This window comes from Microvirga sp. HS2, assembly GCF_055792805.1.
The window spans coordinates 213,700-238,227 of record NZ_JBVVAJ010000001.1 but is presented as its reverse complement, the minus strand read 5'-3'; the positions used below and the strand labels follow the sequence as shown (position 1 = coordinate 238,227).

At 59.8% G+C, this 24,528-nt stretch carries 16 protein-coding genes and 1 pseudogene; 8 read left to right on the top strand and 9 right to left on the bottom strand.

Going from position 1 to position 24,528, the window contains the following annotated elements:
* Positions 1 to 5 precede the first annotated feature (5 nt).
* The 7 genes and pseudogenes from ACS5Q0_RS01070 to ACS5Q0_RS01040 all read right to left on the bottom strand — a co-directional run bounded on the left by ACS5Q0_RS01070 (position 6) and on the right by ACS5Q0_RS01040 (position 8,636).
* Positions 6 to 2,759 (bottom strand): Z1 domain-containing protein, encoded by a 2,754-nt coding sequence (locus ACS5Q0_RS01070; protein WP_473124743.1) that lies wholly within the window; start codon positions 2,757 to 2,759, stop codon positions 6 to 8.
* Entirely contained in the window at positions 2,756 to 3,049 is a 294-nt protein-coding gene (locus tag ACS5Q0_RS01065) for a hypothetical protein (RefSeq protein ID WP_473125002.1), read from the bottom strand. The genes ACS5Q0_RS01070 and ACS5Q0_RS01065 overlap by 4 nt, the downstream gene beginning before the upstream one ends.
* An 825-nt stretch (positions 3,050 to 3,874) precedes the next feature.
* A pseudogene (locus tag ACS5Q0_RS01060) lies at positions 3,875 to 4,201 on the bottom strand (ATP-binding protein); the annotation flags it as partial.
* A gap of 113 nt (positions 4,202 to 4,314) precedes the next feature.
* Positions 4,315 to 5,790, bottom strand: coding sequence for a DNA cytosine methyltransferase (locus tag ACS5Q0_RS01055; protein ID WP_473124742.1), 1,476 nt, complete (start codon positions 5,788 to 5,790; stop codon positions 4,315 to 4,317).
* Positions 5,774 to 6,217, bottom strand: a complete 444-nt coding sequence (locus ACS5Q0_RS01050; protein WP_473124989.1) for a very short patch repair endonuclease — start codon at positions 6,215 to 6,217, stop codon at positions 5,774 to 5,776. Before ACS5Q0_RS01050 ends, ACS5Q0_RS01055 begins: the two co-directional genes overlap by 17 nt.
* An 836-nt stretch (positions 6,218 to 7,053) precedes the next feature.
* Positions 7,054 to 8,058, bottom strand: coding sequence for a hypothetical protein (locus ACS5Q0_RS01045; RefSeq protein ID WP_473124741.1), 1,005 nt, complete (start codon positions 8,056 to 8,058; stop codon positions 7,054 to 7,056).
* An 83-nt stretch (positions 8,059 to 8,141) separates the two neighbouring features.
* Positions 8,142 to 8,636, bottom strand: a complete 495-nt coding sequence (locus tag ACS5Q0_RS01040; RefSeq protein WP_473124740.1) for a hypothetical protein — start codon at positions 8,634 to 8,636, stop codon at positions 8,142 to 8,144.
* Positions 8,637 to 9,190: 554 nt separating this feature from the next.
* On the opposite strand from ACS5Q0_RS01040, the gene ACS5Q0_RS01035 reads away from it, so the two are divergent.
* From ACS5Q0_RS01035 to ACS5Q0_RS01015, 5 genes are all read left to right on the top strand, one after another.
* Positions 9,191 to 10,312 (top strand): PGN_0703 family putative restriction endonuclease, encoded by a 1,122-nt coding sequence (locus tag ACS5Q0_RS01035; RefSeq protein ID WP_473124739.1) that lies wholly within the window; start codon positions 9,191 to 9,193, stop codon positions 10,310 to 10,312.
* A gap of 90 nt (positions 10,313 to 10,402) precedes the next feature.
* Entirely contained in the window at positions 10,403 to 10,753 is a 351-nt protein-coding gene (locus ACS5Q0_RS01030; RefSeq protein ID WP_473124738.1) for a DUF2958 domain-containing protein, read from the top strand.
* On the top strand, positions 10,750 to 11,175 hold the full coding sequence (locus ACS5Q0_RS01025; protein ID WP_473124737.1) for a hypothetical protein: 426 nt from the start codon (positions 10,750 to 10,752) through the stop codon (positions 11,173 to 11,175). The genes ACS5Q0_RS01030 and ACS5Q0_RS01025 overlap by 4 nt, the downstream gene beginning before the upstream one ends.
* Positions 11,176 to 11,184: 9 nt before the next feature.
* Positions 11,185 to 11,451 carry a hypothetical protein gene (locus ACS5Q0_RS01020; protein WP_473124736.1) on the top strand — a complete coding sequence of 89 codons (267 nt, stop codon included), beginning with the start codon at positions 11,185 to 11,187 and terminating at the stop codon, positions 11,449 to 11,451.
* Positions 11,452 to 12,250: 799 nt separating this feature from the next.
* Positions 12,251 to 13,741, top strand: a complete 1,491-nt coding sequence (locus ACS5Q0_RS01015) for a hypothetical protein (protein ID WP_473124735.1) — start codon at positions 12,251 to 12,253, stop codon at positions 13,739 to 13,741.
* A gap of 277 nt (positions 13,742 to 14,018) precedes the next feature.
* On the opposite strand, the gene ACS5Q0_RS01010 is transcribed toward ACS5Q0_RS01015, so the two are convergent.
* Positions 14,019 to 15,449 (bottom strand): trypsin-like serine peptidase, encoded by a 1,431-nt coding sequence (locus tag ACS5Q0_RS01010; protein WP_473124734.1) that lies wholly within the window; start codon positions 15,447 to 15,449, stop codon positions 14,019 to 14,021.
* 624 nt (positions 15,450 to 16,073) lie between these two features.
* On the bottom strand, positions 16,074 to 16,250 hold the full coding sequence (locus ACS5Q0_RS01005; RefSeq protein WP_473124733.1) for a hypothetical protein: 177 nt from the start codon (positions 16,248 to 16,250) through the stop codon (positions 16,074 to 16,076).
* A gap of 255 nt (positions 16,251 to 16,505) precedes the next feature.
* Between ACS5Q0_RS01005 and ACS5Q0_RS01000 the strand changes: the two genes are divergently transcribed.
* The 3 genes from ACS5Q0_RS01000 (at position 16,506) to ACS5Q0_RS00990 (ending at position 24,527) form a co-directional block, all read left to right on the top strand.
* Entirely contained in the window at positions 16,506 to 19,898 is a 3,393-nt protein-coding gene (locus tag ACS5Q0_RS01000) for a PAS domain-containing protein (RefSeq protein ID WP_473124988.1), read from the top strand.
* A gap of 244 nt (positions 19,899 to 20,142) precedes the next feature.
* A complete protein-coding gene (locus tag ACS5Q0_RS00995) occupies positions 20,143 to 21,354 on the top strand; it encodes an efflux RND transporter periplasmic adaptor subunit (RefSeq protein WP_473124732.1) in 1,212 nt (403 codons plus the stop codon).
* Between the two features lie 11 nt (positions 21,355 to 21,365).
* Positions 21,366 to 24,527 carry a multidrug efflux RND transporter permease subunit gene (locus tag ACS5Q0_RS00990; RefSeq protein ID WP_473124731.1) on the top strand — a complete coding sequence of 1,054 codons (3,162 nt, stop codon included), beginning with the start codon at positions 21,366 to 21,368 and terminating at the stop codon, positions 24,525 to 24,527.
* The last annotated feature ends 1 nt before the right edge of the window (position 24,528 follow it).

The following is a 24,528-nucleotide window of genomic DNA, read 5'->3' as shown; positions in this document are numbered from 1 at the left end:
TTTTGTCAAAGCCGCTGCTCCCTGCGACTAACGGTGTTCTCAAGGTACACGCGTTGAAGTGCAGTGACGCTGTCTGGGAAACTCACAACGAGTCCAATGAGCGGCCGATCAGTCCCAACACCAGCTTTCTCAGGGTCGAGCGGGTAAATAATGAGCAGCCCGTTCTGCGGCCGTTGGCCTCTGACAGCGCGGATGCTCGGACCAGATGGACGATCTGTTTCGCCTTGGCCTGACAGGCGGCGTTCGGCGTTGGTTTGTGCCAGCGCGCTGGCATATTCGGCATCGCTTAAATCGATTGCTTCGTCGGGTGGGTTCAGGATTGAGCGGACAATGAAGCGGGTGGCAGTAGACCGATCTGTGCGAGGGTTGCGGACGATGCTGCGGAAAGTGCGGCCACCGAGCTCGACTGTCTTGCCTCGGTCTCCCGTCGCGAGAAGCACTGACCATTCTGTCAGCTCGCCAGCACGGATCTGTTCCTCGATGTAGGTGGCTAGGCGTCTACCTTCAATTTCGTAGTTCTCAGGCGGAAAGGAGAAGTTTCGGAGATAATCCGCTACAGCACGGCCGGGAACGCCGTCCCACAGCTCTCCATTAGCATTCGCATTGGATCCTGGTCTTCGCGGCATTGCGATGCCGCGGCCCAGGCCTTCCAGAAAGTTGTCGGTGAGGAGTGCGTTTTGCTCGACATTTGTGGCATCACGGAACAGAACAGTCTGGATCTTGCCCTCGCCCGCATATCCGACCTGACATTGTGTGGCATAACGCTGCTTATTCGCGGCCGTGACCGTCATAATGCTATGACCCGCAACTCGAAGACCGTACTCCTTCGGAGTAGCGAGCATCAGTTGCATGTGAGCAAACTGAGAGCGGAGCTCCTGGTTAGCAGTAGCGACGTGCCGGAACCAGTCTTCCATATCTGGTGTGGTGTAGAGCCGGCACAGGTCGGCGAAGCCTCGTCGGTAGCCGAACCAACGGCCCATCTGAAGGAGACTGTCGTACTGTCTCGAGATACGCAGGAAATAGCTAACAGTTAGACCCTCCAGCGTCAGGCCGCGGGATAGTTTATCTCCGCCGATCGCAATCACTGACAGGCCCGTCTCCTTGTAAGCATCATAGTCAAGTCCCACTTTAGAGCGCCCGTTCGTGACGACTACCCGAATCTTGTCAGAGCTGTCGGGAAGTTTAGCGGCCACATCAGACCATGACACGGCCAGTGTATTCCGACCAAAGACTGTCCGAGCTACAGCTGCCGTTGTCGGCATGAAGTCTTCTTCCCACAGGGTCCGAAGTCGATCCATAGTCTCGCGGTCTCCGCCAGAGATGAGGGCTCGAACCGTCTCAAGCTGTCGCAACACTTGGCGATGAACGACATCATGCACATCGACAAAACGCGAAACATGCACAAGCATCGAATTATGCATATGTCCCTGTCCACGTGCCGCGCGCGCTGCGCAGGTTAGCAGGAACGCGTCAATTGCATGCTCCAAGCTAGGTGGAATACCGTCCTGCCCATGGAAGACCGGGCGTAGCGTCTTGTCATGGACGTCAGGGATCCAATTCTCTCCGGTTTGGTCGATGTGCCGGATCAGGGGTAATCCTCCCTCGTCACCCTCATCGTTTGTTCCGAATACAGCGACTGGACCGAAATAATCGTCAGGTGGGGTTAGCGATATAATGAAGGTCGAGGGGAAAAGATCGGCTCCATAGTCTTCAGCCGTTCGCTCGTCGTGCATAAGAATGTTTGCGAATGGCGTCGCCGTATAGGCAACATAAGCAGACCGGCCGAAGGCGTTCAGAAGCTTTCGGATCTCGCCGTTGATTCGAGTGGGGTCATAGTCTTCGTCGAACGTGCCATCCGGCAGCAGTGGCTGATCGCGGGTATCAACCGATGCTTGGTCGGCTTCATCATCAATTACGAGCAGCGGCACTGCCCGAGACTCATCGGGAAGGCGAGCTATCCAGCGATTTAAATTCCTGAGAATGCTACCGTTTTTCTTGACTACAAACAGGCATGGCTGACTCAGCGGCGCGAAGTTGGCTTGACGGGCAATTTGAATGCTGAAGTCGCCATTTGGAACAGCGAAAGTCAGACTGTCTACAATCTGACGTGGCGGGATGAGGCCAACCCCGATAGCTTTGCGTCGGCCATTTGCGCCAAAGGAATCCGGGTTCGTGTCCCACCCAAGGAAGTCTGTCTCGAGGCGTTGTTGCGTTTGTAATCGCAACACATTGTGCATCCCCGCGAGTACAATAATTACGCGGTAACCAGCATCGGCTGCACGATTGATCACACCAGCGTAGTGGGCTGTCTTTCCGGACTGGACGTCACCGACGACAAGCCCGCGCCAGTCCCAGGGGCCTTCACGCTGTGGGTCATCGAGAACCTCCAGAACACGTGCCGTGCTATCGCGTAGCTCATCTACAGACCGGATGGGCCAGCCGTCCTCAGCCAGCTTTTGAAGGTAGCGCCCCATGAAAGGGCCAGGCCGACGTCGCTCACCAACATACCAGTCGGGGGGGCGTCGCTTATCAGTCAGAGCGAGGGCTGCACCCTGCTCAACAACAAACAAACCCTCAAGAACACGAACTACAGCTGAAAGCTCGTCAGGCCTAAAGGAATGACCCGACGTTGCACTCACAATCGGCGCCACGGCGGCCAGCGCTTTCTCGATGGTCTCTCGATCTACAACACTACCGGACTGCGAAGTCAGAAGCTGGCGGGCCATGTTCGTTAGAGTGGAGAGCGGATCACTGCTCATGATGCAGCCTCGACGCGCTGGAGGACGGCACGCCGCAAAATGCTCGTGTCGCCAGGAAGATGGCGAATTAACTGATCGATTCTCTCAACCAATGGTTTGTCGACAGGGAGGGTAGCGATCAGAGCTGCGAGTTGCGTTGCAATAGTCGGGATCTCTTCAGTGGTGAATGAGGAGGCACTCGCGCCCTCAGCTTCAGAGACGTCCAGCCAGATTCGTTCAACCGGCACACTGCGCTCGATGATTGCAAGCAAGCCCTCAAGCAAGACTGACTCATCATCTAGAACTTCCATTACGGCTCTCACGGCAGGGTGCCCGCGACTGATCCGATATCGTTGGCTGCCATTCCTGGCAGCGACCCAGACCTCGTCCGGCGAAGCCCGGTGAGTTTGACCCCGGGCGCGGCTTCCGCGCCAAGCAAAAACCTCTCGCGCCTTGTCGCGACAGAGTCCCGCGATACTCGTCAAACGGGGCCTTAGTGGACCTGGTGGTCGGGCTTGCGACTTACGAACATCAATGCGCCAGTCGGCGTCCAGCCCTGTCGGGAGATCGATCGCAATTCGGGCTAGTCGACTAGATTCCTCGCGTGTCCAAGAGCGAGCACCGCCAAGGCCGAGCCAGCCTCCGGGTACGAGAAGACGGTGACCTCTATACACGTAGAAGCCCTGACGCTCACCCCAGCCACGTGGCCCGCCTGCAGCTTCGTATTCCGCATCATTTGCAAAACGGTCCCTGTGCGGGAGAACATAGGGCGTAATGCTCAGGTTCGCACCTCCATACCGGACCCGCTCTGTCTGCATGGTGATTGTTGCCGGATGAGATCTCTGGAAGGGATCCCAGGCACGGACTGGCCGGCCATTCACAGTGACGCTGATTCGCCTCGCGTCACCGGCGATGAAACGGTGAAAAACCATTCCAAGGTGCACGCTAATCTCTCGAACCCGGAGGAAGAATGCCTCGCGGTCGAGCCTCGAAAGCCCACCGATCGCATCCATTCGCTCCCATAACACCAGCGTGCCTCGCGGATGCGTAAGCAGAGCCTCTAGTTGGTCTGAGATCAATGGCTCTGGTACGATTGCGTCCCAGCGACGTCGGCTGATTACTTCGTCAATATCCCATGCAAGAGCGTGCGTAACGCCCTGGCCCTTGCTGATTACCGTCATACAGCGACACTGAGACAGCGAAGCTGTCTTGAGGCCGAGGCCAAAGCGGCCGAGATCACCTTCACCGCGGGCCGCCGAAGGGCCGTCACCTCCAAAGCACATAGCCTGTATGAGGGCAGCTTCGTCCATACCACTGCCGTCATCGAGCACAGTGACCCGTGGATCGCCGTCATTCCAATCGAAATTGATATCAATCGTTACTGCGCCTGCGGCGATACTGTTGTCGATGAGGTCTGCAAGTGCAGTTTCGGGCGAGTAGCCGAACCCACGCAGCGACTGCATCAACGCGGAGGCTGACGGGACGATCTCAACAGTACGCACCAGACTCCCCCAATCTGCGAAGCTGCACCTATGTTTAGGCGTGCTCCAGTTCTCATTTGTTTTGTGACCCTCATTCAGGCCGCCATGTCTTTGACGTCCTTGCGAACAGGTAACTTCATCAAATCGAGCTTTAGTCTTGTGGCAACGGCAAAAGCCAACAGAGGCGGTACAGCGTTTCCAATTTGGCGGAAGGCCGCATTCATGGCACCGGCGAACTCAAAGCCGTCAGGAAATGATTGCAAGCGAGCTGCTTCACGAACGGAAACTGTCCGTTGCTGACGCGAGTCCCAGTGAATATGCGAGTACGTATCCTTCCCCATGTGTGCGGTTAGAGTCCGTGAAGGCAGGGCTGGATCCAGTTTCCACCATTTATTCGGAAACTTACCCGGATCGTAGGGTGGTACACACTCACTGCGAATTTCTTTCCAGCGGGCCGACCCTCGTGCTGGACGAGTACGCTCTTGCTTCAGACGTGTCATGAACAGTTGTTCGGCAATCTTCAGTGCCTTTGGATAATCGGCACCTTTGGGCATTGCCCTGAAAATTGGAAAGTCACGCGGAGTGAGGCGCACGACATTTCCGGAGACTTCACCGGCGGACGCGTAACCCGGCCAGTCCCGCATCATGTGCTGATAGAGTGTGAGGTTGGTAAATTCACGATACGGGAGCTTTTCCGACACCTTCCGACGGCGCATCACTGCCGGATCACGATAGTGTTCGGAAATGTAAGGAAGATCCGAAAGCGCCGCTTTTACATTTACTGCCGCTGGCAATCCTTCGGTTGGAGCGGGAATAGATATAAAATGCCCATCATCCGGCACGTGCTTCAGAGCCACGCTTCGGGCGCCTTCATATCCGGATGGTAGATCGGCATAATGGGAAGGATCTGGAAAACCGGGCCGTATCCCGAGCGACCGATCAATTGCTATCAGGAACAGCCTCTCGCGCATTTGCGGCACGCCGTAGTACGCAGCGTTCAGAAGGGTATATCCAGTTTCATATCCGCGTTTCTCAAGTGTCTCGCAAATCTCTTCTGGCACATTGTGACCGCCGAAATTTAGAATATCCGGGACGTTTTCAATGAGCACGGCAACAGGCTGAACTGCATCGACGTATTCGAGAAATCGCTTGTACAATTTCGCTCGGGGATCGGTGCGGAACGCGTCTTCCTCGCCCCGAATGGATCGGAGCTTCGAACGGCCTATCCGCGCGAAGGCTTGGCAAGGTAATCCCGCCGCCAGGACGTCGAATGTCTCGGCAGTTCTACTTTTAATCCCGAGTTCAGCAACCAAATCAGCTGCACTGACCTCCTCCATGTCACGCGGCTTCGACCAAATTTCCGGCGCAGTAGACAGGGGTGGAGGAAAGTTGAGGGCAAAGCTTTTGGCAGCTGTCGGATCGCTTTCAACATGCGCAATGAGCTCAAAGCCAGCCGAGGCAAGTCCGAGAGACATCCCACCACAGCCCGAGCAGAGTTCCAGGACGCGCGGCGCACTGCCGCTTCTAATGCGTCGCAGCTTGGCTGCCCTTATGTCAGTTCTGTGATTCATGGCCCCCACCATGCCCGAGATACGAAGCAATGCGCACCCTTAGACCCTCCAGATCTCGGGTTTCGCACTCCCAAATTACGAGTGTATCCCAGCCCTGGTTACGGAGCTCTGAAAGGGTGCGTTGGTCCCGTTCTTGGTTCTTTTCAAACTTCCTCTGCCAGAAACTTGTATTGCTTTTTGGCTGATATGCAAAGCGGCAGCCCGGGTGGCGATGCCAGTAACATCCATGTACCATGATAACCTTTCCCAGCCTCGGAAACACGAGATCTGGCGAGCCAGGGAGATCTTTTCGGTGCAACCGGAAGCGATAGCCCAGTGCGTGTGCTACACGGCGCACCTGCATCTCCGGACGCGTGTCTTTGCTTCGGATACCCGCCATCATTGCAGAGCGTTTGGACTTGTCGACGATGTCTATTCTGTTCTCCATCAACCTTAAGTAGAGCCTGCTGCACGGCAATGGTAAGCAGGCAGCTGCTGGATAGGCGCACTGGGTCTGGATTGTAGCGGGAGCCGCAAACTTCCCCATGATCCTTTCCAATTGTGTCACGCGCTTGAGAAAATATAACAGTGCCACACTCTGCCAAGGGAGGACTTCGGGGCAACTACCGGAAATTGTACGCCAGTGTTCGTAGTCTACCCCGGTCCGCTCTACTCTCGGCTCGCGCTCGACAGCCCGGTAATCTTAAGCAACCTGCCGAATATTATCCGCTGGATTCGCGTAACGGAGGCACGAGCAGGTCTTTCGCTTCTGGACTCCTCATCGCATGCTTACGACCTGATGCTGTGGCAGTGTCGAGATCGCCAGCCCCCAATGGGCTCCGGTCCTTGACGCTAGCCAAGCGAAATCGGGGACAGCCGGAACGCAAGCCGAAGGGCATCGGCAAAAGCGGCACCAAAGCCGCAGGAGTGGGCTCCGAGTAGCTTCGACCCACAGACAACCATGTCGTCGTCGGATCGAACGGCATGGTTCGCTCCGCGTCAGACACCAGAAGCGTGTGTAAAGGCCAACAGCCTGACCCTGGCCTTCCCGTAGTAGGGTTGCATTCGATCCAACAGCTTACCGACGGCATGGCTCCGGGGTTCGAGAGCAGCAGTGGTAGGCAAGGCTTCGCCGCCGCTAGGCGAAGCCTTGCCTTCGGCAAGGAACAGCCTCCCTCAAGCATTCACCAAGGTTCGAGAGCAGGTTAACAACAGAGACCCTCGCCAACCCCGCTTAAGGAGCAGCAGGGCACTTGAGCTAAAAAGCCAAGTGCCCCTCTTCAGTCAAAGGTTGAGAGTAGCGAGCATCTGCTCGACGCGGCGCTGTTCGGCTTCCTCAAGTCGTTTCTGGCGCCAAGCCTCAAGTTCCGAGCCGTCATAAAGCTGATCCCATTCACCCGTCCGATAGCGAGACCTGAAACCTGCCCTGCGTTGCGCTTCCGTCCAGATGTTGCGAGATCCAGACGCGAGCTGGCTACAGGAGACCGGCTCTGCCTCGATGAACGGTCTCGGCTTGAAGATTGCTCGGGCCTGTACCCACTCGCCGTTTCGTGCCTCTACGAGAACACAAGGGCTCAGGCTTTTCGTGATATACCGAAACCAGTCCCACAAGCGGGCCACAGCATCGGCTTCGTTGCGCGGCTTGTAAACACGGAGGCAGAACGCATCAGGGTGGACTCGCGTTCGCCCGGACAGCCGTGCCAAGCAGCTGAACGCCCATTGTTCGAAGGAATCCTTCTTCTCGGGTGGAATGAGAGCAAGTTCGTGCGAATGAAAGCCCTGCTCTCGCGCGTTCTCATGCGCATAAACGTAGACGTGGGGCGAACCGCCTTTCCATGCCCGCTTCGTCATTCGCTGCCTGTCGTCTGACGGAAAGCCAACGGCAAGCCACTTGCCAGCTTCGTGATTGAACCGAGTGAGCAGCCGCGCAGCATGAGCGTGGTCGTGTATGTCTAACAATCCCCATGTAATCGTAAGATGCGCGTTCAGCACGATCCCATGATGGCGCATGGCAAACGAGATCGCATCGTAGATCCTGCCAGCCTCGTACAGAAGCTTTGCGGGGCGGACCTGCACCGGCGTTTCCGATCTAAACGGATTGCACCATCCGCCACCGTCATTCTGAGGTGACGGGTACGTGGGTTGAGGAAGGATCGGTCCGACGACGTGAGGCCAGAATTCGTGCTGACGCTCGAACGACAGCCAGGCAACGGCTTGAGCAAGATTATCGTTCGTCTGCGGCCGGGTAGGATACACGGGAGCTGTATTGGGGTTTTCAGAAGTGTTCATGGACGGGTCCAGACAGGAGGAAGTTGCGCCAGCGCGACGCACGCGCTGGCTTGCTCATACGGAGGTCGACGAGTAGCGCCCTGTTAGACAGCCGCACTATCTGCGGCCGGAGCAGAAGTGCCGCCGCGTGCCGGCCGGCGCTTGCGGCGATTTCCTTTCGCCGCCATCACCTCGGGAAGCCACTTCTGGAGTTCGGCTGCGTAGATGCTGGACCCGCTTGTCCGCCGGATTAGATCATGAACCTGAGGGCAGGTCAGATCAAAGCTCTCGATCCGGCACCAGAGTTCGTAAGCGATGTCTTCATCGGACAGCTGGGCCAACTTTTCTAAAGAGCCACATTCCGGTGCGGAGACGTCGTCAGAAACGTCAATGCGCGGCCCGATGGGAGCAGGCCAAACATCTACGACGCCCAAGTTCGGGCTCTCATCAGCGGCGGTTCCCTCTGCGGGATTGCCAGGAACGGCAGGAGAAGCTTCGAGCGGCACGCGCATCTGTCCTACAGCCTGCGTCGGCTGCTGGCGTACAAAAAGCATGGTGGCGGTAGACGTGAGCAGGGACGGAATATATACCTTCATCATACGGTCCTCTTGATGCAGAGGAGCCGCCTCGACGAGGCTGAAGTCGCTGAAAGCTCTCCTGCCTATACATATAGAGAGAAGGGGGGTGCTCCCCACACGTCCCAGCGAAAAAAACTTGGTCAGTCGCCCTCAGCTTTGCGCTACGGGCATACAAATCGGCTCATTTGGCTTATTTCTGGAATTCTTATTCAGCTGTCGCATAGCTGCCTATAGGGCCGGTTTCCAGGGCAGGATGCATGCCGTTAAAAACTTGGAGCAAGAGACGCCGCTGATAATGTTCCTATAAACGCTCAGGGACTGACGCTCTGACCTCCTGTAGACAAGCTGTCTTCGACACTATGTTCGCGTAAGACTCTTCAACTCTCCCTACCTCCACCGGTGCTCCTGCACCGGCACAGACCTCCACCCTAACCTCACCACCCACTTCCACTTACTGCCACCTAATCCCCTTTACCCCTCCACACTCGGCATACACCTGCCGCAATGCCGTTAACTCCTTTACAGCCCCTGTGAACCCTCTCCGCCGCACTCCGCGGTAGAGGACACACAGGCCCATGGCCCCATTCCCCACCAGCATTACACAACCCGCCGGCCTCGGCTTCATCGCCCAGGCCCCACTCGTTCCCGAAGCCATCCTTCGTCGCCACCACTGCCACTGGCCCAGCGACCATCGGTTCAAGGCCGCCGCCCGTCTCCTCCAAAGCCTCTGGCGCGAGGACAAAGGCCTGCCCGCTGGCACCTTCGTCACGTCTGATGGCCACCGTCGCCGCCTTGGCTCAAAGCTGACATTCATGGCCGGCCAGATAGGCAGTAACTTCCTTTCCCACTCCATCGCAGACCTTGCTTGGCGCGAGCTCGTTCATCGTGAGATCGGGGCTGTTTACGACGTCGACCGGCTTCGTATGAATCTGCTCTCGTCCCAACCCTTGGCCTTCAATGCCTTCGCGCCCCTGAAGCTGGACCTCGACCTCGCCACGCGAGTTTTCTCGGAACTCCTGCCCGGCCTCATCACCGATGTCACAGAAATTCTCTTCGAGCACAGCCCCGCCAGGGGACATCCGGCCCTCACCGGCGACTACACGGCCTTCGATATTCTCATTCGGGGACGCACAGCCACAGGACAGCGCGCCTTCGTCTCTATTGAAATCAAATATGCGGAGGCTCTAAATGAGGCTAATCGCGCGCCGAACGCCCGCTACGACGAGCTGGCCAAGATCTACGGCCTATACAACGATCCCGACGATCTAGCACTCCGGACAACCCCGCTTGGACAGCTCTTTCGGCAGCATTGCCTCTCTCAATGTATGCTGATCCGTGATGTGGCAGATATTGGTGTTTACCTTTTTGTTGCCCCTCGACTGAACCACCTCGCCCAGGGCGCTGCCGAGCTCTATCAGACCAAGCTTGACGAACATGGGCCAGGTCGCGTGCCGTTCGTCGCCATCACGCTTGAGCAGCTGATCGAGGCCATTGCGGCGGCGGGGGAACAGCACCATGCCCGCGCACTTCATCGCCGCTACACTGACTTCACCTTGGTCGACGGTGAGATCGAGTTGGCTCAAGCCGAAGAGCAACAGCGGCTCCGGGCAAGCAGCCACACGCCAGAACACGTCTCAATGCCGGACTGTGAAAGTGAGCCCGGCGATGGCCCGGAAAGCTCTCTTACCGCTTCGTAAGTAGCTGATCGCGCGAATCCTCACAAATCAACCTCAATGCGTTCTTGTGTCTCTCTCCGAAGGGGAGGCACAAGGCGCGGGAGCTCCCCCATGTCTTCATTCTTGTTTACCGAAAACCAGCGTCTAACGCTTGTTGCCAATGGCCTTCGTTCCAGCTGGGACGACCAATTCGATCCAAAGCCCGTCGTGAAGCTCTTCAGCCCTGACGCCAACTGCACGTGGCTTCTCAGCGAGCTCGATCCAACCGATCAAGACCGGGCCTTCGGCCTCTGCGATCTCGGTCTGGGTTGCCCTGAACTCGGCTACGTGAGTCTGACAGAGCTTGCGGGAATTCGTGGACCACTTGGTTTGCCCGTTGAACGAGATCGGCACTTCAAAGCCAACAAACCACTGTCCGCCTACGCCGCTGAGGCACAGGCCGCCAGTCGGGTGCAGGCATGAATATCTCCTCTCCACCAAATGAGCCCTGGCTCGCTCGCGTTCGGAACGGTGACTTCTCGGCCCTCCCGAAGCCATTGCACTACAAGGCCACCCTGTACTTCGCTCACTTGATCAACGGATATTTTGTTTTCGAGGACATGGGTTGGCCCTTGTTGCGGGTCTGGGCGAACGAGCGGCGTGAGGAGGCTGAACTGACAGGCCACTGGCGCGGCACCGCCCTTGAGCTGTGGTGCGCCTTGTTCTTCGAGCGGCGCCGCTATCGTCATGGTGGGGACGGCGATCCGACCGGATCTGACCTAGAGCTCCTTGATAGGCTCTGTGCCACCCTGCGTGAGAAGTTACAGAGGATAAGCGCAGATGAGCGAGCACTTATCCTCCACTTCATGACACAGACATACCGTCCGAAGCGTCTGCTCCACTAAGGGTGGCCTATGCTGGGCAACATCATCGATCATCGAACTGACCCGACGAATCCGCATATCGATGCCGTCTTCGAGCCCTCCATCAATGACGATGGCCGACGAGGGGACGGTATCAAGCATTTTGACTATGACCGCACGGTCACCAGCGGAAAATATTTCTCGGTAACCTGGCAGTATGACACGTCGATCCGTGATGCTGTCATACGCGCTGAAACCGAGTGGCCGTTCGAGGTGACAGTCTATGCCTACGATCAGGGCTCAGCCCCGGCAGGGTAGGGAGTGAAGCCGGCCGCAAACCCTAACGAACTCTGCGCGTTCAGGTGGCCAGAACTCCAGTAACAAAAGAGCTATGTGATCTTCTTGCAACCCATTGTAAGGTCTCGCAAAATTTTTGGAATCTTTGCTCGGAAATCCATAATCGTCACCTTCGGCTTCCATAAATGGAAACCGATCAGAAATAGGCGGCAGAGTTCTCATCCCCAGAGCTGGATCAGGCCGAGAACCGAATTCTGAGAGCAGTGCTCTCTCGGGAGAGGTAAGCAATTTGCAGGTGTAGGTGTCGCGATCGAAGGAGCGGGATGCCAGTGATTTGCCGGCACTCAAATGCCTCAAGTTGCAAGGGATTAAATTCTTAGGAACATCGCTTACGTTTGATATTGGCATGCTGTTCGTCGCCTTCAGCGCGGCCCAGTAGGAGGCATTTCATTCGGCGGGATAGCGGGTTACTTTTCCCGAAAATCTAGTGCAGGGTGGCTCTCAGATTAGCGCAGAATTTGCAGTGTCTGACACGCCAATGTGACAAAGGACGATCTCAAATGTGCAATCGTCTGCCATAACTTACTGTAATCTATAGTCTTTTACCAAGCCGCAAAAAAGAAGGTGGACCAGAGAGTAGTATAATTATAAATAGCGCTGTGTGACAGCGGGGCGGTTCATGCCTAGTGCCGGTATCAGCGTCGAGCAGATCCTCAAATCGGAAGGGCCATGCCTTTCCTCTCGAGTATGTGCGGTACTCGAAGCACGCGGGATTACACCGCAGGCGGCCCGACAACGGGTATCCCGCGCGAATGGTCCCGTGAAACGCCTTCAGGGATTGGTGTTCCCTCGCGGGGTGCGCTTCCTTTATCACCAATCTGCGTTCAACTCGCCGGCCTACTGGGAGGCGCTAGTCCGGGACATCAGCGAGGCAGGCCCTGCTTACGCCCCGGCGCTCGGCGCGCTCGCAGCACGCGGGGGGATCGTGCCGCTCGCGCATTTTGACATTGTTAGTGGGGCGCCAGTACTCCAGCGCGGCCAGATCGCCAGTGCGACTGTGTTGGAGAGGCTGATGGCAGTTCGCTTGGTCGAGCAATGCGAGGTGCCCGGGATTGGCCTTTGCGTCGCACTTGCGGGCAATGGGTTTTTCGACCGTATAAGCGACACCCAGCTGAAGGCCCGGCTCCTCACCGAGAAGATCCTGCTGCTCGCGGTCAAGGATTGGGCGCGTAAACTCGGTATGGCAAGCTACGACAAGATTGCACATCGCATGGACGACGGTTCCGATCCGCCGAAAGTTGGAACATTCCGCTGGGACCTCGCTGGCCCATCGTACCTTGGCCCGATGACGCGGCGCGAGGTAAACGGCAAGCCGAAGCCAGGATTCCTGGTTTGCGACGCGCTAGTGGGCAGTGACGTTGATGAGATCGCCATTTCAGCCTTCGTACGTAAGTATCAACTCCTCAGCTATTTGCGTCGAGTGCCGCCGGTGCTCCCGTTGCTCATCGCTGATCGGTTCACGCGCGAGGCATTTCGCCTTGGCCGGTCGCACGGGATCATGATGGCGACTCCGGGAACGCTCTTCGGACGCGAAGTAGCACAAGGCTTGGCGTCTCTGCTCGTGACCTTAAACAAGGCCGCTGCTGTCGCTGCAAAGAACCCAGAGGTCGTGGGCGAGCTTTTCGATAAGCTTTCGAGTATCGAGGGTGCAGCAGCGAACCTGCGGGGTGCGCTGTTCGAAATGCTGGTGGGCCACTGTGTCCAGAAGCGCGAAGATGGGCTCATAGATATCGGCAAGCGTTTGGTCGATAAGACGACGGGCAGGGATGCCGACGTTGACGTGTTTCGCGTAAAGGAACACCGTGAGGTCTGGTGCTACGAGTGCAAGGGGCACCAGCCGACCGAAGTTGTCGGGTTGCCGGCCGTGGAGCGCTGGCTAAAAGACCGTGTGCCTGTCATGCACGCTGCGCTGAAAGGCGAGGAACGGTTTCAGGGTTGCATATTCCACTACGAGTATTGGACTTGCGGCAGCTTCTCCCCAGAGGCGACTGCTTTTCTGAACGCGGCTGCAAAACAGATCAAGAAGTATCGAATTGCTTGGCAGGACGGGCCGGCTGTACGCCAGTACGCAGCGAGCATTCGGCCGAGCACAGTTCTTAAGGTTCTGGACGAGCACTTCTTCAAGCACCCAGTGTCCAAACTAGACCGCAGGTACGATGGCTACGCCTCCCTGCGCGAGATTACACTGGATATGGAGTTGGAGGATTTTGGGGACAACCAAGATTGGGATGACGAAGACCTTGAAGCGTAACCAGTTGGCGCTTGATACAGCTGCCAAACTATCGCTTTAGACAAGCGTGCATGGGCACCTCCAACCCACCAATGGCAAGCCATAGCCGCTGTCAGAGAAAGTAATGGCCAAGTTCCGTGCCACACTCTGAAGCGCGAAGGCTGAAGGGCTGCTGGATGACGATGATCTGGACGACGAGGACAAACGAGGCATCGAACCTAGCTGTTCGTGCCTTGAACACCGTGGATTCGGAGGAATATCGCCGGTGATTTCCCGTCGAACTCGCCAGGGATTAGGTTCACGCTGATCGCCGCGGTATGATCGCACTTGAGGTTATCGAGACATCGGAAAACTGCTCCCGCTCCCTATCAAAGAGCGTCCCCGCTTTGAAGTAGCAGCGCTGGACAAATTCCATTGTCGCGCCTCCGGCCTCTTCGCAGACGTTGAAGAAATGCTTCCGAAAAGCGGTGGCATTCTGGTGGTACGCATCAAGCGGCACCATGACCGTCCAGATCAGCGTCCGGAGCTGGAAGAAATATTCGACCCTAATCTGTTCATCGTCCTGGATCTCCGTCGATATGAGCTCCAAGTCCTCAGCACCTTCGAGATCCTCGACTGAGAAGCTCTCGATAGCGTTCAAGCAGTGCTCGGGGATGTCCGCGGCACTGAGAAAGCTCCTCACCCGGTCCAGCGATAGTCTCCCTAGCGCTGCGACCGCGGCATCACTTCCCATTGACTCCAGCTCCTCACCCCATGACTCGAGAAAGAGCTCGCGCTGTTCCTCGGTCAATACGCGCTTTCGCCCGTCGAGCTCCGAAGCGGGCACCGAGTCGGCCAGGAGCTTACTCTCCTCGTCGGACAGCCTGAGGGTGATATCGCCCCACGGGTTGCGCTCGACATCGCCCTTCAGCCTCACTTGGCCAAGAGCCTTAGCGCCGAGGAGGCTGACAGTCCCATTGGCTTGCATTTTTGGGATCGCGCTTTTGACACGCAGACGAATGGCCTCCCAGATCAATGTGACATAGGAGGGGCCGCCCTCGAATGAAGACGACAGAATTCCCACTAGATTGCCGTCGGCGTTGACGACCGCGCCACCACTCATTCCGCCCGCCGTGTCCATGTTCACTTCGAAGCAGGGGGACGCCATGCGCTCGCCGCGACCATTAGGGTAGGCTGCCGTCACCAAGCCGGACGATATCAAAGGCGTGACGAGCGCTGCGCTGTCCTCGATCGCTTGGTGCCGAAATCCAATCGCCCAGAGCCGCTCGCCAATGAGCGGGAGCGCGACCTGCATAGGGGCGACCATGAGCGGGAAATTAGAGTGAGCCTCGGAATTTAGGGTGCAGCTCACGAGGGACATCTCAGAAAAGACTGTTCGGCGCTCATCGAATTCGCTTCGCTTCGACAATGTAACAACGTCGATCGGGAGCCACGCACGCGTCCCACTGGGCAGAAATGTTAAAAAGACCGGGCCGACACCTTTCCGCGGAAATTCATCGAGCACATGGGTCGCCGTTACCAGCAGCCCCGGACCGATCATCACGCCACTACCCAGCACGGTAAGGCCTTCCTCGTCCAAGCGAGCGACAGCAACGAGCGCATCGCCGGCCTCGTGTAATGAGTGTAGAGGACCTATGCCGTCTTCAGCCGTGAAGATAGCTGTCCTCCAGGACAGTTCCAGATCAGATAGAGCCGGGTTTGCTGGTGTAATAAGCACGGAATGGGGCAAGCGATAAGGCTCCTGCTGAGGTCTAGAGCATCGGGCCCAAAAGTGGGTTTGCACTTTTGGGGTTGACCGGATGCTCTCTTCTAGAGGGAGCGCATCGTTCGTTGTGGAAAACCGGGTCCACAATTCCGACCAATTCTGCGCTAGCAAGAATCGGGAGTCACATGGGCTATCTTTTCGCACTTGGTATCAGTCATTCAGGTCAACTTACCTCGTATAATGGACGCTTCAGCACTTACTGAAAGCAGCCAACGTATGGCTCCATGCCACTCCAATCAGGCTCGACGGTGGTCCAAAAGAGTAGTACAAATGCTTGCGGTAGGCGGCACATAAGCTATTGGTTTTATTCGGAAATAGGGAGAGGTCGTACAATCCTCTCCTGGGCACCAACTTTCTCGTTGGTGTCGTCCGTGACAGACCAACACATCCTTAGAACAAGATTTCAAGGCTTCTGCGGGATCCCTGCTTTCATACCGGGATCTCACGCATGACGGTTTCCGATAGCTTGTCGTTATAGATCTGCGGCTCGCGGCCCGTCTCGCGAAGCGTGCCTGTCAAGGCGCGCGATCGACCATCACGCTTTCGATATTCATTCGCGCCTCGGGAGCCGTCACCGGCTGATCGGGCTCATTGGCTGCTGTCGCGATTGTGGCCTCTGTCCTCGAACAGGCAGACGAGAATGAAGAGGCTGAGAACCGCCGTCAGTTGGGCGATGTTCTCGATGAAAGCCGGCAGACTGTCGCGAAAGGGTCCGCTGGCGAGGACCGAGAGTACCAGGATGGGAACGGCCGCCCAGATCATCATGCTCACCTCCAAGGCCGAGAGAGTTACCTAACGCGACCTTCCTGAACGGAATCTGTATGGCCGGGCGCCGTGCCGGTGGCGACGTCTCCGCCGTGATCTTCAGATCCGGCCCGCCTCGGGCATGGCCAACATTTGCATTTGCTCTGGATTGAAGGGTTTTGGGTTCTATAACCCTGCGCCTTGTGAATTGCGGAGGAAGCGCCCTTGTCGACGTCCAGGTCCGGGACTCCCGAAATCTTCGTCGGCAATGGCGAGATGGCCGCGCTGATGCGGGCCAAGGACTGGATCCGGACACCCCTGGGCCCGCCGGAGCAATGGCCGGAGGCACTGAAGGTCGCCACGCGGATTCTGCTGACGTCGCGCTTCGAGATGTGGCTCGGCTGGGGTCCGGAGATCGCCTTCCTCTATAACGATGCCTATCGCCCTACGCTCGGTCTCAAGCATCCCGATTCCCTGGCGAAGCCCACCCGCGAGCTCTGGGCCGAGATCTGGGAGGACGTCGAGCCCCGGCTGCGCGAGGTCTATGAACGCGGCGAGGCGACGTTCGACCGCGCCCTGCTCCTGATCCTGGAGCGCAACGGCTACCCGGAGGAGACCTATCACACCTTCTCCTACAGCCCGGTGCTCGATGACGATGGGCGTGTCGGCGGCGTGTTCTGTGCGGTGTCGGAAGACACCGACCGCATCATCAACGAGCGCCGCCTCAGTTCGCTGCGCGTGCTCGCGAGCGGGTTGGCGGCGGCCGACAGCCGCAAGGCGGTCCTGCAGGCCGCGCAGGCCGGCCTCGCGGCCAACCCGCAGGATCTGCCCTTCACGCTGACCTACCTGTTCGAGGACGACGGCGCGGCCCGGCTCGCCTTCACCACGGGCTTCTTCAGCGGACACGCCGCCGCGCCCCAGTACCTCGATCCGTCCGCGCCGAGCCCTTGGCCGCTCAACCGACCCGAGGCGGTGATCGAGCTCTCCGGCGTCGCGGACCTGCCCATGGGAGCCTGGAGCCGTCCGCCGGCCCAGGCCGTCGTCGTGCCGCTGATCGGGCAGGGCAAGGAAGCGCCGATCGGGGCCATGGTCGTCGGCCTCAATCCTCACCGTCCGTTCGACGCCGAATATCTCGGCTTCCTCAAGCTCGTGGCCGGGCAGGTGTCGTCGAGCCTCGCCAGCGCCGATGCCTACGAGGCGGAGCATCGGCGGGCTCTCGCCCTGGCCGAGGCCCTGGGCATGCGCCAGCAGGCCGCGAAGGCCCTGGAGGAGATCAATGCGCGGCTGGAATCCGAGGTGGAGCTTCGCACGGCCGAACGCGACCGCTTGCGCGCCCTGTTCCAGCGCGCTCCCGGGTTCATGTGCGTCCTGCAGGGGCCTGAACTCGTCTTCGAATTCATGAACGAATCCTACCAGCAGCTGGTCGGGCACCGCGACCTCACCGGGCTTCCGGTTCGAAAGGCGCTTCCGGAAATCGCAGGCCAGGGATTCTTCGAGATCCTCGACGAGGTCTATCGGACGGGCGAGCCATTCGTCGGCCGCAACATGCCCGTCCATATTCAGCGCGAGCCCGGCGGCCCGCTGGAACAGCGATTCGTGAACCTGGTCTACCAGCCGATCGTCGAGGCCGACGGGTCCGTCTCGGGAATCTTCGCCGAGGGGCACGACGTCACCCACCAGATGCGGGCCGAAAATGCGCTGCGCCAGCTGAACGAGACCCTGGAGCAGCAGGTCAAGGAACGCACGCACGAACGCGACCTCGTCTGGCGCATGAGCCAGGATCTCTTCGTGCTCTGCGGCTTCGACGGACATTACCGCAGCCTGAATCCGGCATGGATGGAGGCGCTCGGCTATCCGGCCGCGGAGCTTATCGGCATGCCGTTCGATGCTCTCGCCCATCCGGACGACGTAAGCGCCGTCAGAACGCAGTTCGACCGCCTTGCGGAGGGCCAGACCGTTCGCGACTTCGATATCCGCATGCGCAGGAAGGACGGCGAATACCGCTGGTTCAGCTGGTTCTGCGTGCCGGAGGGCGATCAGTTCTACGCGGCGGGCCGCGACATCACCGAACGCAAGCAGCTCGAGGAGCACCTGCGAAACTCACAAAAGATGGAGGCCCTGGGGCAGCTCACCGGCGGCGTCGCGCATGACTTCAACAACCTGCTTCAGGTCATCAGCGGCAATCTGCAGCTTCTCTCCAAGGACATCGCAGGCAACACGCGCGCCGAAACGCGGGTCCAGAACGCACTCGCCGGCGTATCGCGCGGCGCCAAGCTGGCCGCCCAGCTCCTCGCTTTCGGCAGACGTCAGCCGCTGGAGCCCAAGGTCGTCAATATCGGGCGCTTCATCAAGGGCATGGACGACATGTTGCGCCGGGCGCTGGGCGAGGAGATCGAAATCGAGACGGTGGTCTCGGGGGGATTGTGGAACACACAGGTCGATCCGGGGCAGATCGAGAATGCGATTCTGAACCTGGCGATCAATGCCCGGGACGCCATGGACGGCCGGGGACGCCTGACCATCGAAGCCGGCAATGCCCTGCTCGACGACCGCTATGCCCTCCAGCACGACGTGGGGGCCGGTCAATACGTGATGCTCGCGGTGACGGATACCGGAAGCGGCATCCCGCCCTCGATCCTGGACCGGGTGTTCGATCCCTTTTTCAGCACCAAGCCGGAAGGAAAGGGCACGGGACTCGGCCTGTCGATGGTCTACGGTTTCGTCAGGCAATCCGGCGGACATATCAAGCTCTACAGCGAGATCGGCCAGGGCACGACCGTGAAGATCTATCTCCCGCGGGTGCATGACCAGGAGGATGTGCTCACCGATCTTCGCACCGTGCCGGTGCAGGGCGGAACCGAGACGATCCTGGTGGTGGAAGACGACGACGAGGTCCGCGAGACCGCGGTCGCGCTCCTGTCGGACCTCGGCTATCGCGTGCTCAAGGCCCGCGACGCCACAAGCGCCCTGAGCGTGATCGAGAGCGGGCTGGACATCGATCTCCTGTTCACGGACGTGGTCATGCCCGGGCCGTTGCGGAGCCCTGAACTGGCCCGCAAGGCACGGCTGCGCCTGCCTCATATCGCAGTGCTGTTCACCTCGGGCTATACGGAAAACGCCATCGTGCACGGCGGTCGCCTCGATCCCGGCGTGGAGCTTCTGCCGAAGCCGTATTCGCGGGAGGATCTGGCCCGCAAGATCCGGCATGTCCTGGCCAATCAGCAGCAGCGCAACCGCGCCGCGTCTCCTCCGCCGCCCCATGTCGAGGCGCGGGCGGAAACGGCCGGAAACGCCACGCGTTGGACCGTTCTGCTGGTCGAGGACGATGATCTGATCAGGAGCAGCACGGCCGAGATGCTGCTCGATCTCGGCCATGAGGTGGTGCAGGCCAAGGATGCGGCGTCGGCCCTGAAGGTGCTCGAAACCGAGGCCGTCGACCTTCTGGTCACCGATGTCGGGCTTCCCGATTCGTCCGGGACGAAGCTGGCTCAGCAAGCCGTGGAATCCCGCCCGGGCCTGGGTCTGGTCTTCGCGACCGGAGACGAAGCCTTGCCCGTCGAACAGAACGCGGCGCGCGCGGTGCTGCTGGTCAAGCCCTATGGCGACCAGGATCTGGCGCAGGCTCTGACCGCTGCCGTTTCCAGAGCAAAGTCCGATGCGGCGGAATGAGCCGCTGCATCGCTAAGGTCGGTCGTACCGCCAAGCAGGCACGCTTCGACCGATTCCGGTCTGAGGCGAACGGCCGTCGGGCTCGACATCGGGGATCGTGAGGCCTGTGAGAGAGTCACGCATGTGTGATTCTCCCTCCCTGGTAGCGCCCAACCGGCGGTCTATATGCCCCGTCAGAGGATGCTCTCTCAGACGTGCCGTTCGGCGCTGCGCTTGAGGCTGGGCAGCATGGTTGGGTGTGCGCATGGCGAAGCCTTCAAAGCGCCGATCCAAGGTCCTTGGCGGAGCGGTCCGCCTCCTCGTCGCCTGTGTTCTTCTTGCTGCCGCGTACGGGATCTGGATCGCCGTCGACCGGTCCCAACCGCGTCAGAACACGGCGCGGCAGGACCCGCTCCCCGTGCCTGTCCAGGTCGCCGCTGCGGCGCGTTCCAAAGTGCCCATCTACGCCATCGGTCTGGGCTCGGTGCAGGCCTACAACACCGTCACGGTCCGCTCGCGCGTCGACGGGGAAGTTCAGAAGATCGCCTTCGAGGAGGGGCAGATGGTGAAAGAGGGCGATCTGCTCGTTCAGATCGATCCTCGGCCCTTCCAGGCCATGCTCGACCAGGCCGCCGCCAAGAAGGCGCAGGATGAAGCGCAGCTCGCCAACGCCAAGCTCGACCTCGCCCGCTACAACGAACTGGCGACGCGCAGCTATGCATCCAAGCAGCAGGTCGACACGCAACAGGCCACCGTCAACCAGATCACGGCTCAGATCCAGGGCGATCAGGCGCAGATCGACAGCGCCCGGACGCAGCTCGGCTACACCACGATCCGGTCGCCCATCGCCGGGCGCACGGGCTTGCGTCTCGTCGACCAGGGCAACATCGTCCGGACGACGGATCCCGGGGGGATCGTGACGGTCGCGCAAATCCAGCCGATCTCGATTCTCTATACCTTGCCGGAGCAGATTCTGCCGGCGGTTCAGAAGGCGCAGGCGGCGGGGCCGGTGGCGGTGTGGGCGCTGGCGCAGGGGGAAAAGTCCGTTCTGGCGCAAGGCACGCTGGCGCTGGTCAACAACGAGATCGATCAGGCGAGCGGCACGATCAAACTGAAGGCTTCCTTCGAAAACAAGGACCAGGTCCTCTGGCCCGGACAATCCGTAACCGTGCGAACTCTTCTCGAGAGCATGGATGCGCTCACCGTGCCCGCCGATGCCGTTCAACGGACACAGCAGGGGCTCGCGGTCTATGTCGTCCGGGCGGATGACACGGCTGAGTTTCGCCCCGTTGACGTCGGCCCGATCACGCAAGGCGTCGCGGTCATCAAAAGCGGCCTGTCCGAAGGCGATCAGGTCGTGACCTCGGGTCAGTACCGGCTCCAGCCCGGAGCGAAGATCCACAAGGCGGAGGACCGGCCATCGCAGGCGCCGGGCACCGCCGGAAACGCGAAAACGCAGAGCGTCTCCACCGATTAGGGAGGCCATCCATGGCCTATAGCCCGAGCACAGAAGGCGTCTCCGGCAGCCGCGGCGGCATCTCCGGTCCCTTCATCCGCAGGCCGATCGGAACCTCGCTTCTCATGCTGGGACTCCTCTTCGTGGGAGCCGTCGCCTATCCCTTCCTGCCGGTCGCGCCGTTGCCGCAGGTCGATTTCCCCACCATTCAGGTGAGCGCGGCTCTTCCGGGAGCCAGTCCGGAAACCATGGCGTCCTCGGTTGCGCAGCCTCTGGAACGGCAATTCTCGCAGATCCCGGGCGTGACGCAGATCACCTCGACGAGCACGCTCGGGACGACGGCGATCACCGTTCAGTTCGAGCTCAGCCGCAATATCGACGCGGCCGCGCAGGACATTCAGGCCGGGATCAATGCGGCGAGCGGCCAGTTGCCGAAGAACCTGCCGAACGCTCCCGTCTATCGCAAGGTCAATCCTGCCGATGCGCCCATCCTCATCATCGGTGTCGGTTCGGACACGCTGCCCCTCTCCGAGGTTGACGACAACGCGGATACGAAGATGGCCCAGCAGATCAGCCAGATGCCGGGCATCGCGCAGGTGAATATCGGCGGCGAGCAGAAGCCGGCCGTGCGGGTTCAGATCGATCCTGCCCGCCTGGCCGCAAAGGGGCTCTCCCTCGAAGACGTGCGGGACAAGATCGCCGTATCCACCGTCGACAGTCCCAAGGGCAGCATCAACGGGGCGACGCGGTCCTTCACGATCTACAGCAACGATCAGCTCGCCGCCGCGGCCCAGTGGAACGACGTCATCGTGGCGTACCGCAACGGCGCGCCGATCCGGATCCGCGACATCGGACAGGCCGTGGACGGCCCCGAGGATACGCTCAAAGCCGCATGGGCGAACGGCCGCCGCGCGGTTCTCCTGATCGTGTTCAAGCAGCCGGGCGCCAATGTCATCGAGACCGTCGACCGCGTCAGGGCCGAGCTGCCTCGCCTCCAGGCTGCGCTGCCGCCGAGCATCAAGGTCGATGTCCTGAGCGACCGCACGCAAACGATCCGCGCCTCGGTGGCGGACGTGCAGATGACGCTGCTGTTGACGATCGCCCTCGTGGTGATGGTGATCTTCCTGTTCCTCAGGAGCCTGTGGGCGACCATCATTCCGAGCGTGACGGTGCCGCTGGCGCTCCTTGGAACGGCGGCGGCGATGTATGTCCTGGGCTACAGCCTCGACAACCTGTCCCTGATGGCGCTCACGATCGCGGTCGGCTTCGTCGTCGACGATGCGATCGTGATGACGGAGAACATTGTCCGCCATCTGGAGGGTGGCATGACGCCCATGCAGGCAGCGCTCAAGGGCGCTGGGGAGATCGGATTCACGATCATATCGATCAGTCTGTCCCTCGTGGCGGTCTTCATTCCGCTGCTGCTCATGGGCGGCGTTGTCGGTCGCCTGTTTCGCGAATTCTCCGTGACGGTGACGATGACCATCGCCATTTCCGCCCTGGTGTCCCTGACGCTCGCGCCGATGTTGGCCTCGCGCTTCCTGAAGGACGAAAAGCATGCACGCCATGGCCGCCTCTACATGCTCATGGAGGCGATGTTCGACGGCATCCTGCGCGCCTACGAGCGAGGGCTCGACCGGGTTCTCCGGCACTCCGCCCTGACCTTGCTCGTCTTCTTCCTGACGGTGGCGGCCTCGGTCTATCTCTACGTCATCATCCCGAAAGGCTTCTTCCCGCAGCAGGACACCGGCCTCATCACCGGCATCTCCGAGGCCAGCCAGAACGTCTCCTTCAAGGAGATGTCGCAGATTCAGCAGGCGTTCGGCGGAATCATCGCCCAGGATCCCGACGTGGCGAGCGTCGCTATGTTCGTCGGCTCGGGAGGAGGGCAGAGCCTCAACAATGGCCGCGTCTTCATCGCTCTCAAGCCCCGCCCGGAGCGGAAGTCGTCCGCTGCGCAGATCATCAATCGCCTGCGCCCGCAGATCGCCAAAGTCCAGGGTGGAGCCCTGTTCCTGCAGGCGGCGCAGGACATCAATGTCGGCGGGCGTCCGACGCGGACACAGTTCCAGTACACGATCCAGGACGCCAATCTCGCGGAGCTCGACGAATGGGCTCCGAAGCTTCTCGAAAAGTTCAGACAGCTCCCCGAGCTGCAGGACGTCGCGACCGACCAGCAGACGAATGGAGGCACGCTGACCCTCGAGATCGACAGGGATCAGGCATCCCGCTTCGGCTTCGATCCGCAATTGATCGACGATACGATCTATGATGCCTTCGGTCAGCGGCAGGTGGCGCAATACTTCACGCAGCTCAACAGCTACCACGTCATCCTGGAGGTCCTGCCTGAGCTGCAGGGCAATCCGGAGACGCTGGAGCAGATTCACCTGCGCTCGCCGCTGACGGGGCAGCAGGTGCCGCTCTCCGTCCTGGCCCGGTGGACCACGCGTCCGGTCGCCCCCCTCTCGGTCAGCCACCAGGGTCAGTTTCCGGCCGTCACCCTCAGTTTCAACCTGGCGCCGGGGATTGCCCTGGGGCAGGCGACGGCGGCCATCGAGCGCGCCCGCCTGGAGATGGGGGCGCCGGGCGCGCTGATCGGAAATTTCCAGGGGAATGCCCAGGCGTTTCAGCAATCGACCCAGTCCACGCCGTATCTGATCGCGGCGGCGCTCGTGGTCATCTATGTCATCCTGGGCGTCTTGTACGAGAGCTACATCCACCCTCTGACGATCCTGTCCACGCTTCCGTCGGCGGGCCTCGGTGCGCTGGCGACGCTGATGCTGTTCCATGTCGACTTCAGCCTGATCGCCCTGATCGGCGTCATCCTGCTGATCGGAATCGTGAAGAAGAACGGCATCATGCTCGTCGATTTCGCCATCGAGGCCGAGCGGGAGGAAGGCCTTTCGCCCAAGGAGGCGATCCGCAAGGCCTGCCTTCTGCGGTTCCGGCCCATCATGATGACGACGATGGCGGCCATCCTGAGCGGCCTGCCGCTGATGATCGGCGCGGGCACCGGCGCAGAGATCCGGCAGCCGCTCGGATACGCCATGGTCGGCGGTCTGGTGGTCAGCCAGGCCCTGACGCTTTTCACGACGCCGGTGATCTATCTCTATCTCGACCGCTTCTCCAGGTGGCTCGCGCATTCGTTCAGGAGGGCTCCGGCAGCGGCCGGATCGGCGCAGGCGGAAACCTGAG

Coding starts and splice junctions, on each gene's coding strand:
- ACS5Q0_RS01040 (WP_473124740.1), bottom strand. CDS start 8,636: ATGATGAAGGTATATATTCCGTCCCTGCTCACGTCTACCGCCACCATG.
- ACS5Q0_RS01055 (WP_473124742.1), bottom strand. CDS start 5,790: ATGAATCACAGAACTGACATAAGGGCAGCCAAGCTGCGACGCATTAGA.
- ACS5Q0_RS01005 (WP_473124733.1), bottom strand. CDS start 16,250: ATGATGATCTGGGCGGCCGTTCCCATCCTGGTACTCTCGGTCCTCGCC.
- ACS5Q0_RS01020 (WP_473124736.1), top strand. CDS start 11,185: ATGCTGGGCAACATCATCGATCATCGAACTGACCCGACGAATCCGCAT.
- ACS5Q0_RS01050 (WP_473124989.1), bottom strand. CDS start 6,217: ATGGAGAACAGAATAGACATCGTCGACAAGTCCAAACGCTCTGCAATG.
- ACS5Q0_RS00995 (WP_473124732.1), top strand. CDS start 20,143: ATGGCGAAGCCTTCAAAGCGCCGATCCAAGGTCCTTGGCGGAGCGGTC.
- ACS5Q0_RS01045 (WP_473124741.1), bottom strand. CDS start 8,058: ATGAACACTTCTGAAAACCCCAATACAGCTCCCGTGTATCCTACCCGG.
- ACS5Q0_RS01000 (WP_473124988.1), top strand. CDS start 16,506: ATGGCCGCGCTGATGCGGGCCAAGGACTGGATCCGGACACCCCTGGGC.
- ACS5Q0_RS01025 (WP_473124737.1), top strand. CDS start 10,750: ATGAATATCTCCTCTCCACCAAATGAGCCCTGGCTCGCTCGCGTTCGG.
- ACS5Q0_RS01035 (WP_473124739.1), top strand. CDS start 9,191: ATGGCCCCATTCCCCACCAGCATTACACAACCCGCCGGCCTCGGCTTC.
- ACS5Q0_RS01030 (WP_473124738.1), top strand. CDS start 10,403: ATGTCTTCATTCTTGTTTACCGAAAACCAGCGTCTAACGCTTGTTGCC.
- ACS5Q0_RS01070 (WP_473124743.1), bottom strand. CDS start 2,759: ATGAGCAGTGATCCGCTCTCCACTCTAACGAACATGGCCCGCCAGCTT.
- ACS5Q0_RS00990 (WP_473124731.1), top strand. CDS start 21,366: ATGGCCTATAGCCCGAGCACAGAAGGCGTCTCCGGCAGCCGCGGCGGC.
- ACS5Q0_RS01065 (WP_473125002.1), bottom strand. CDS start 3,049: ATGGAAGTTCTAGATGATGAGTCAGTCTTGCTTGAGGGCTTGCTTGCA.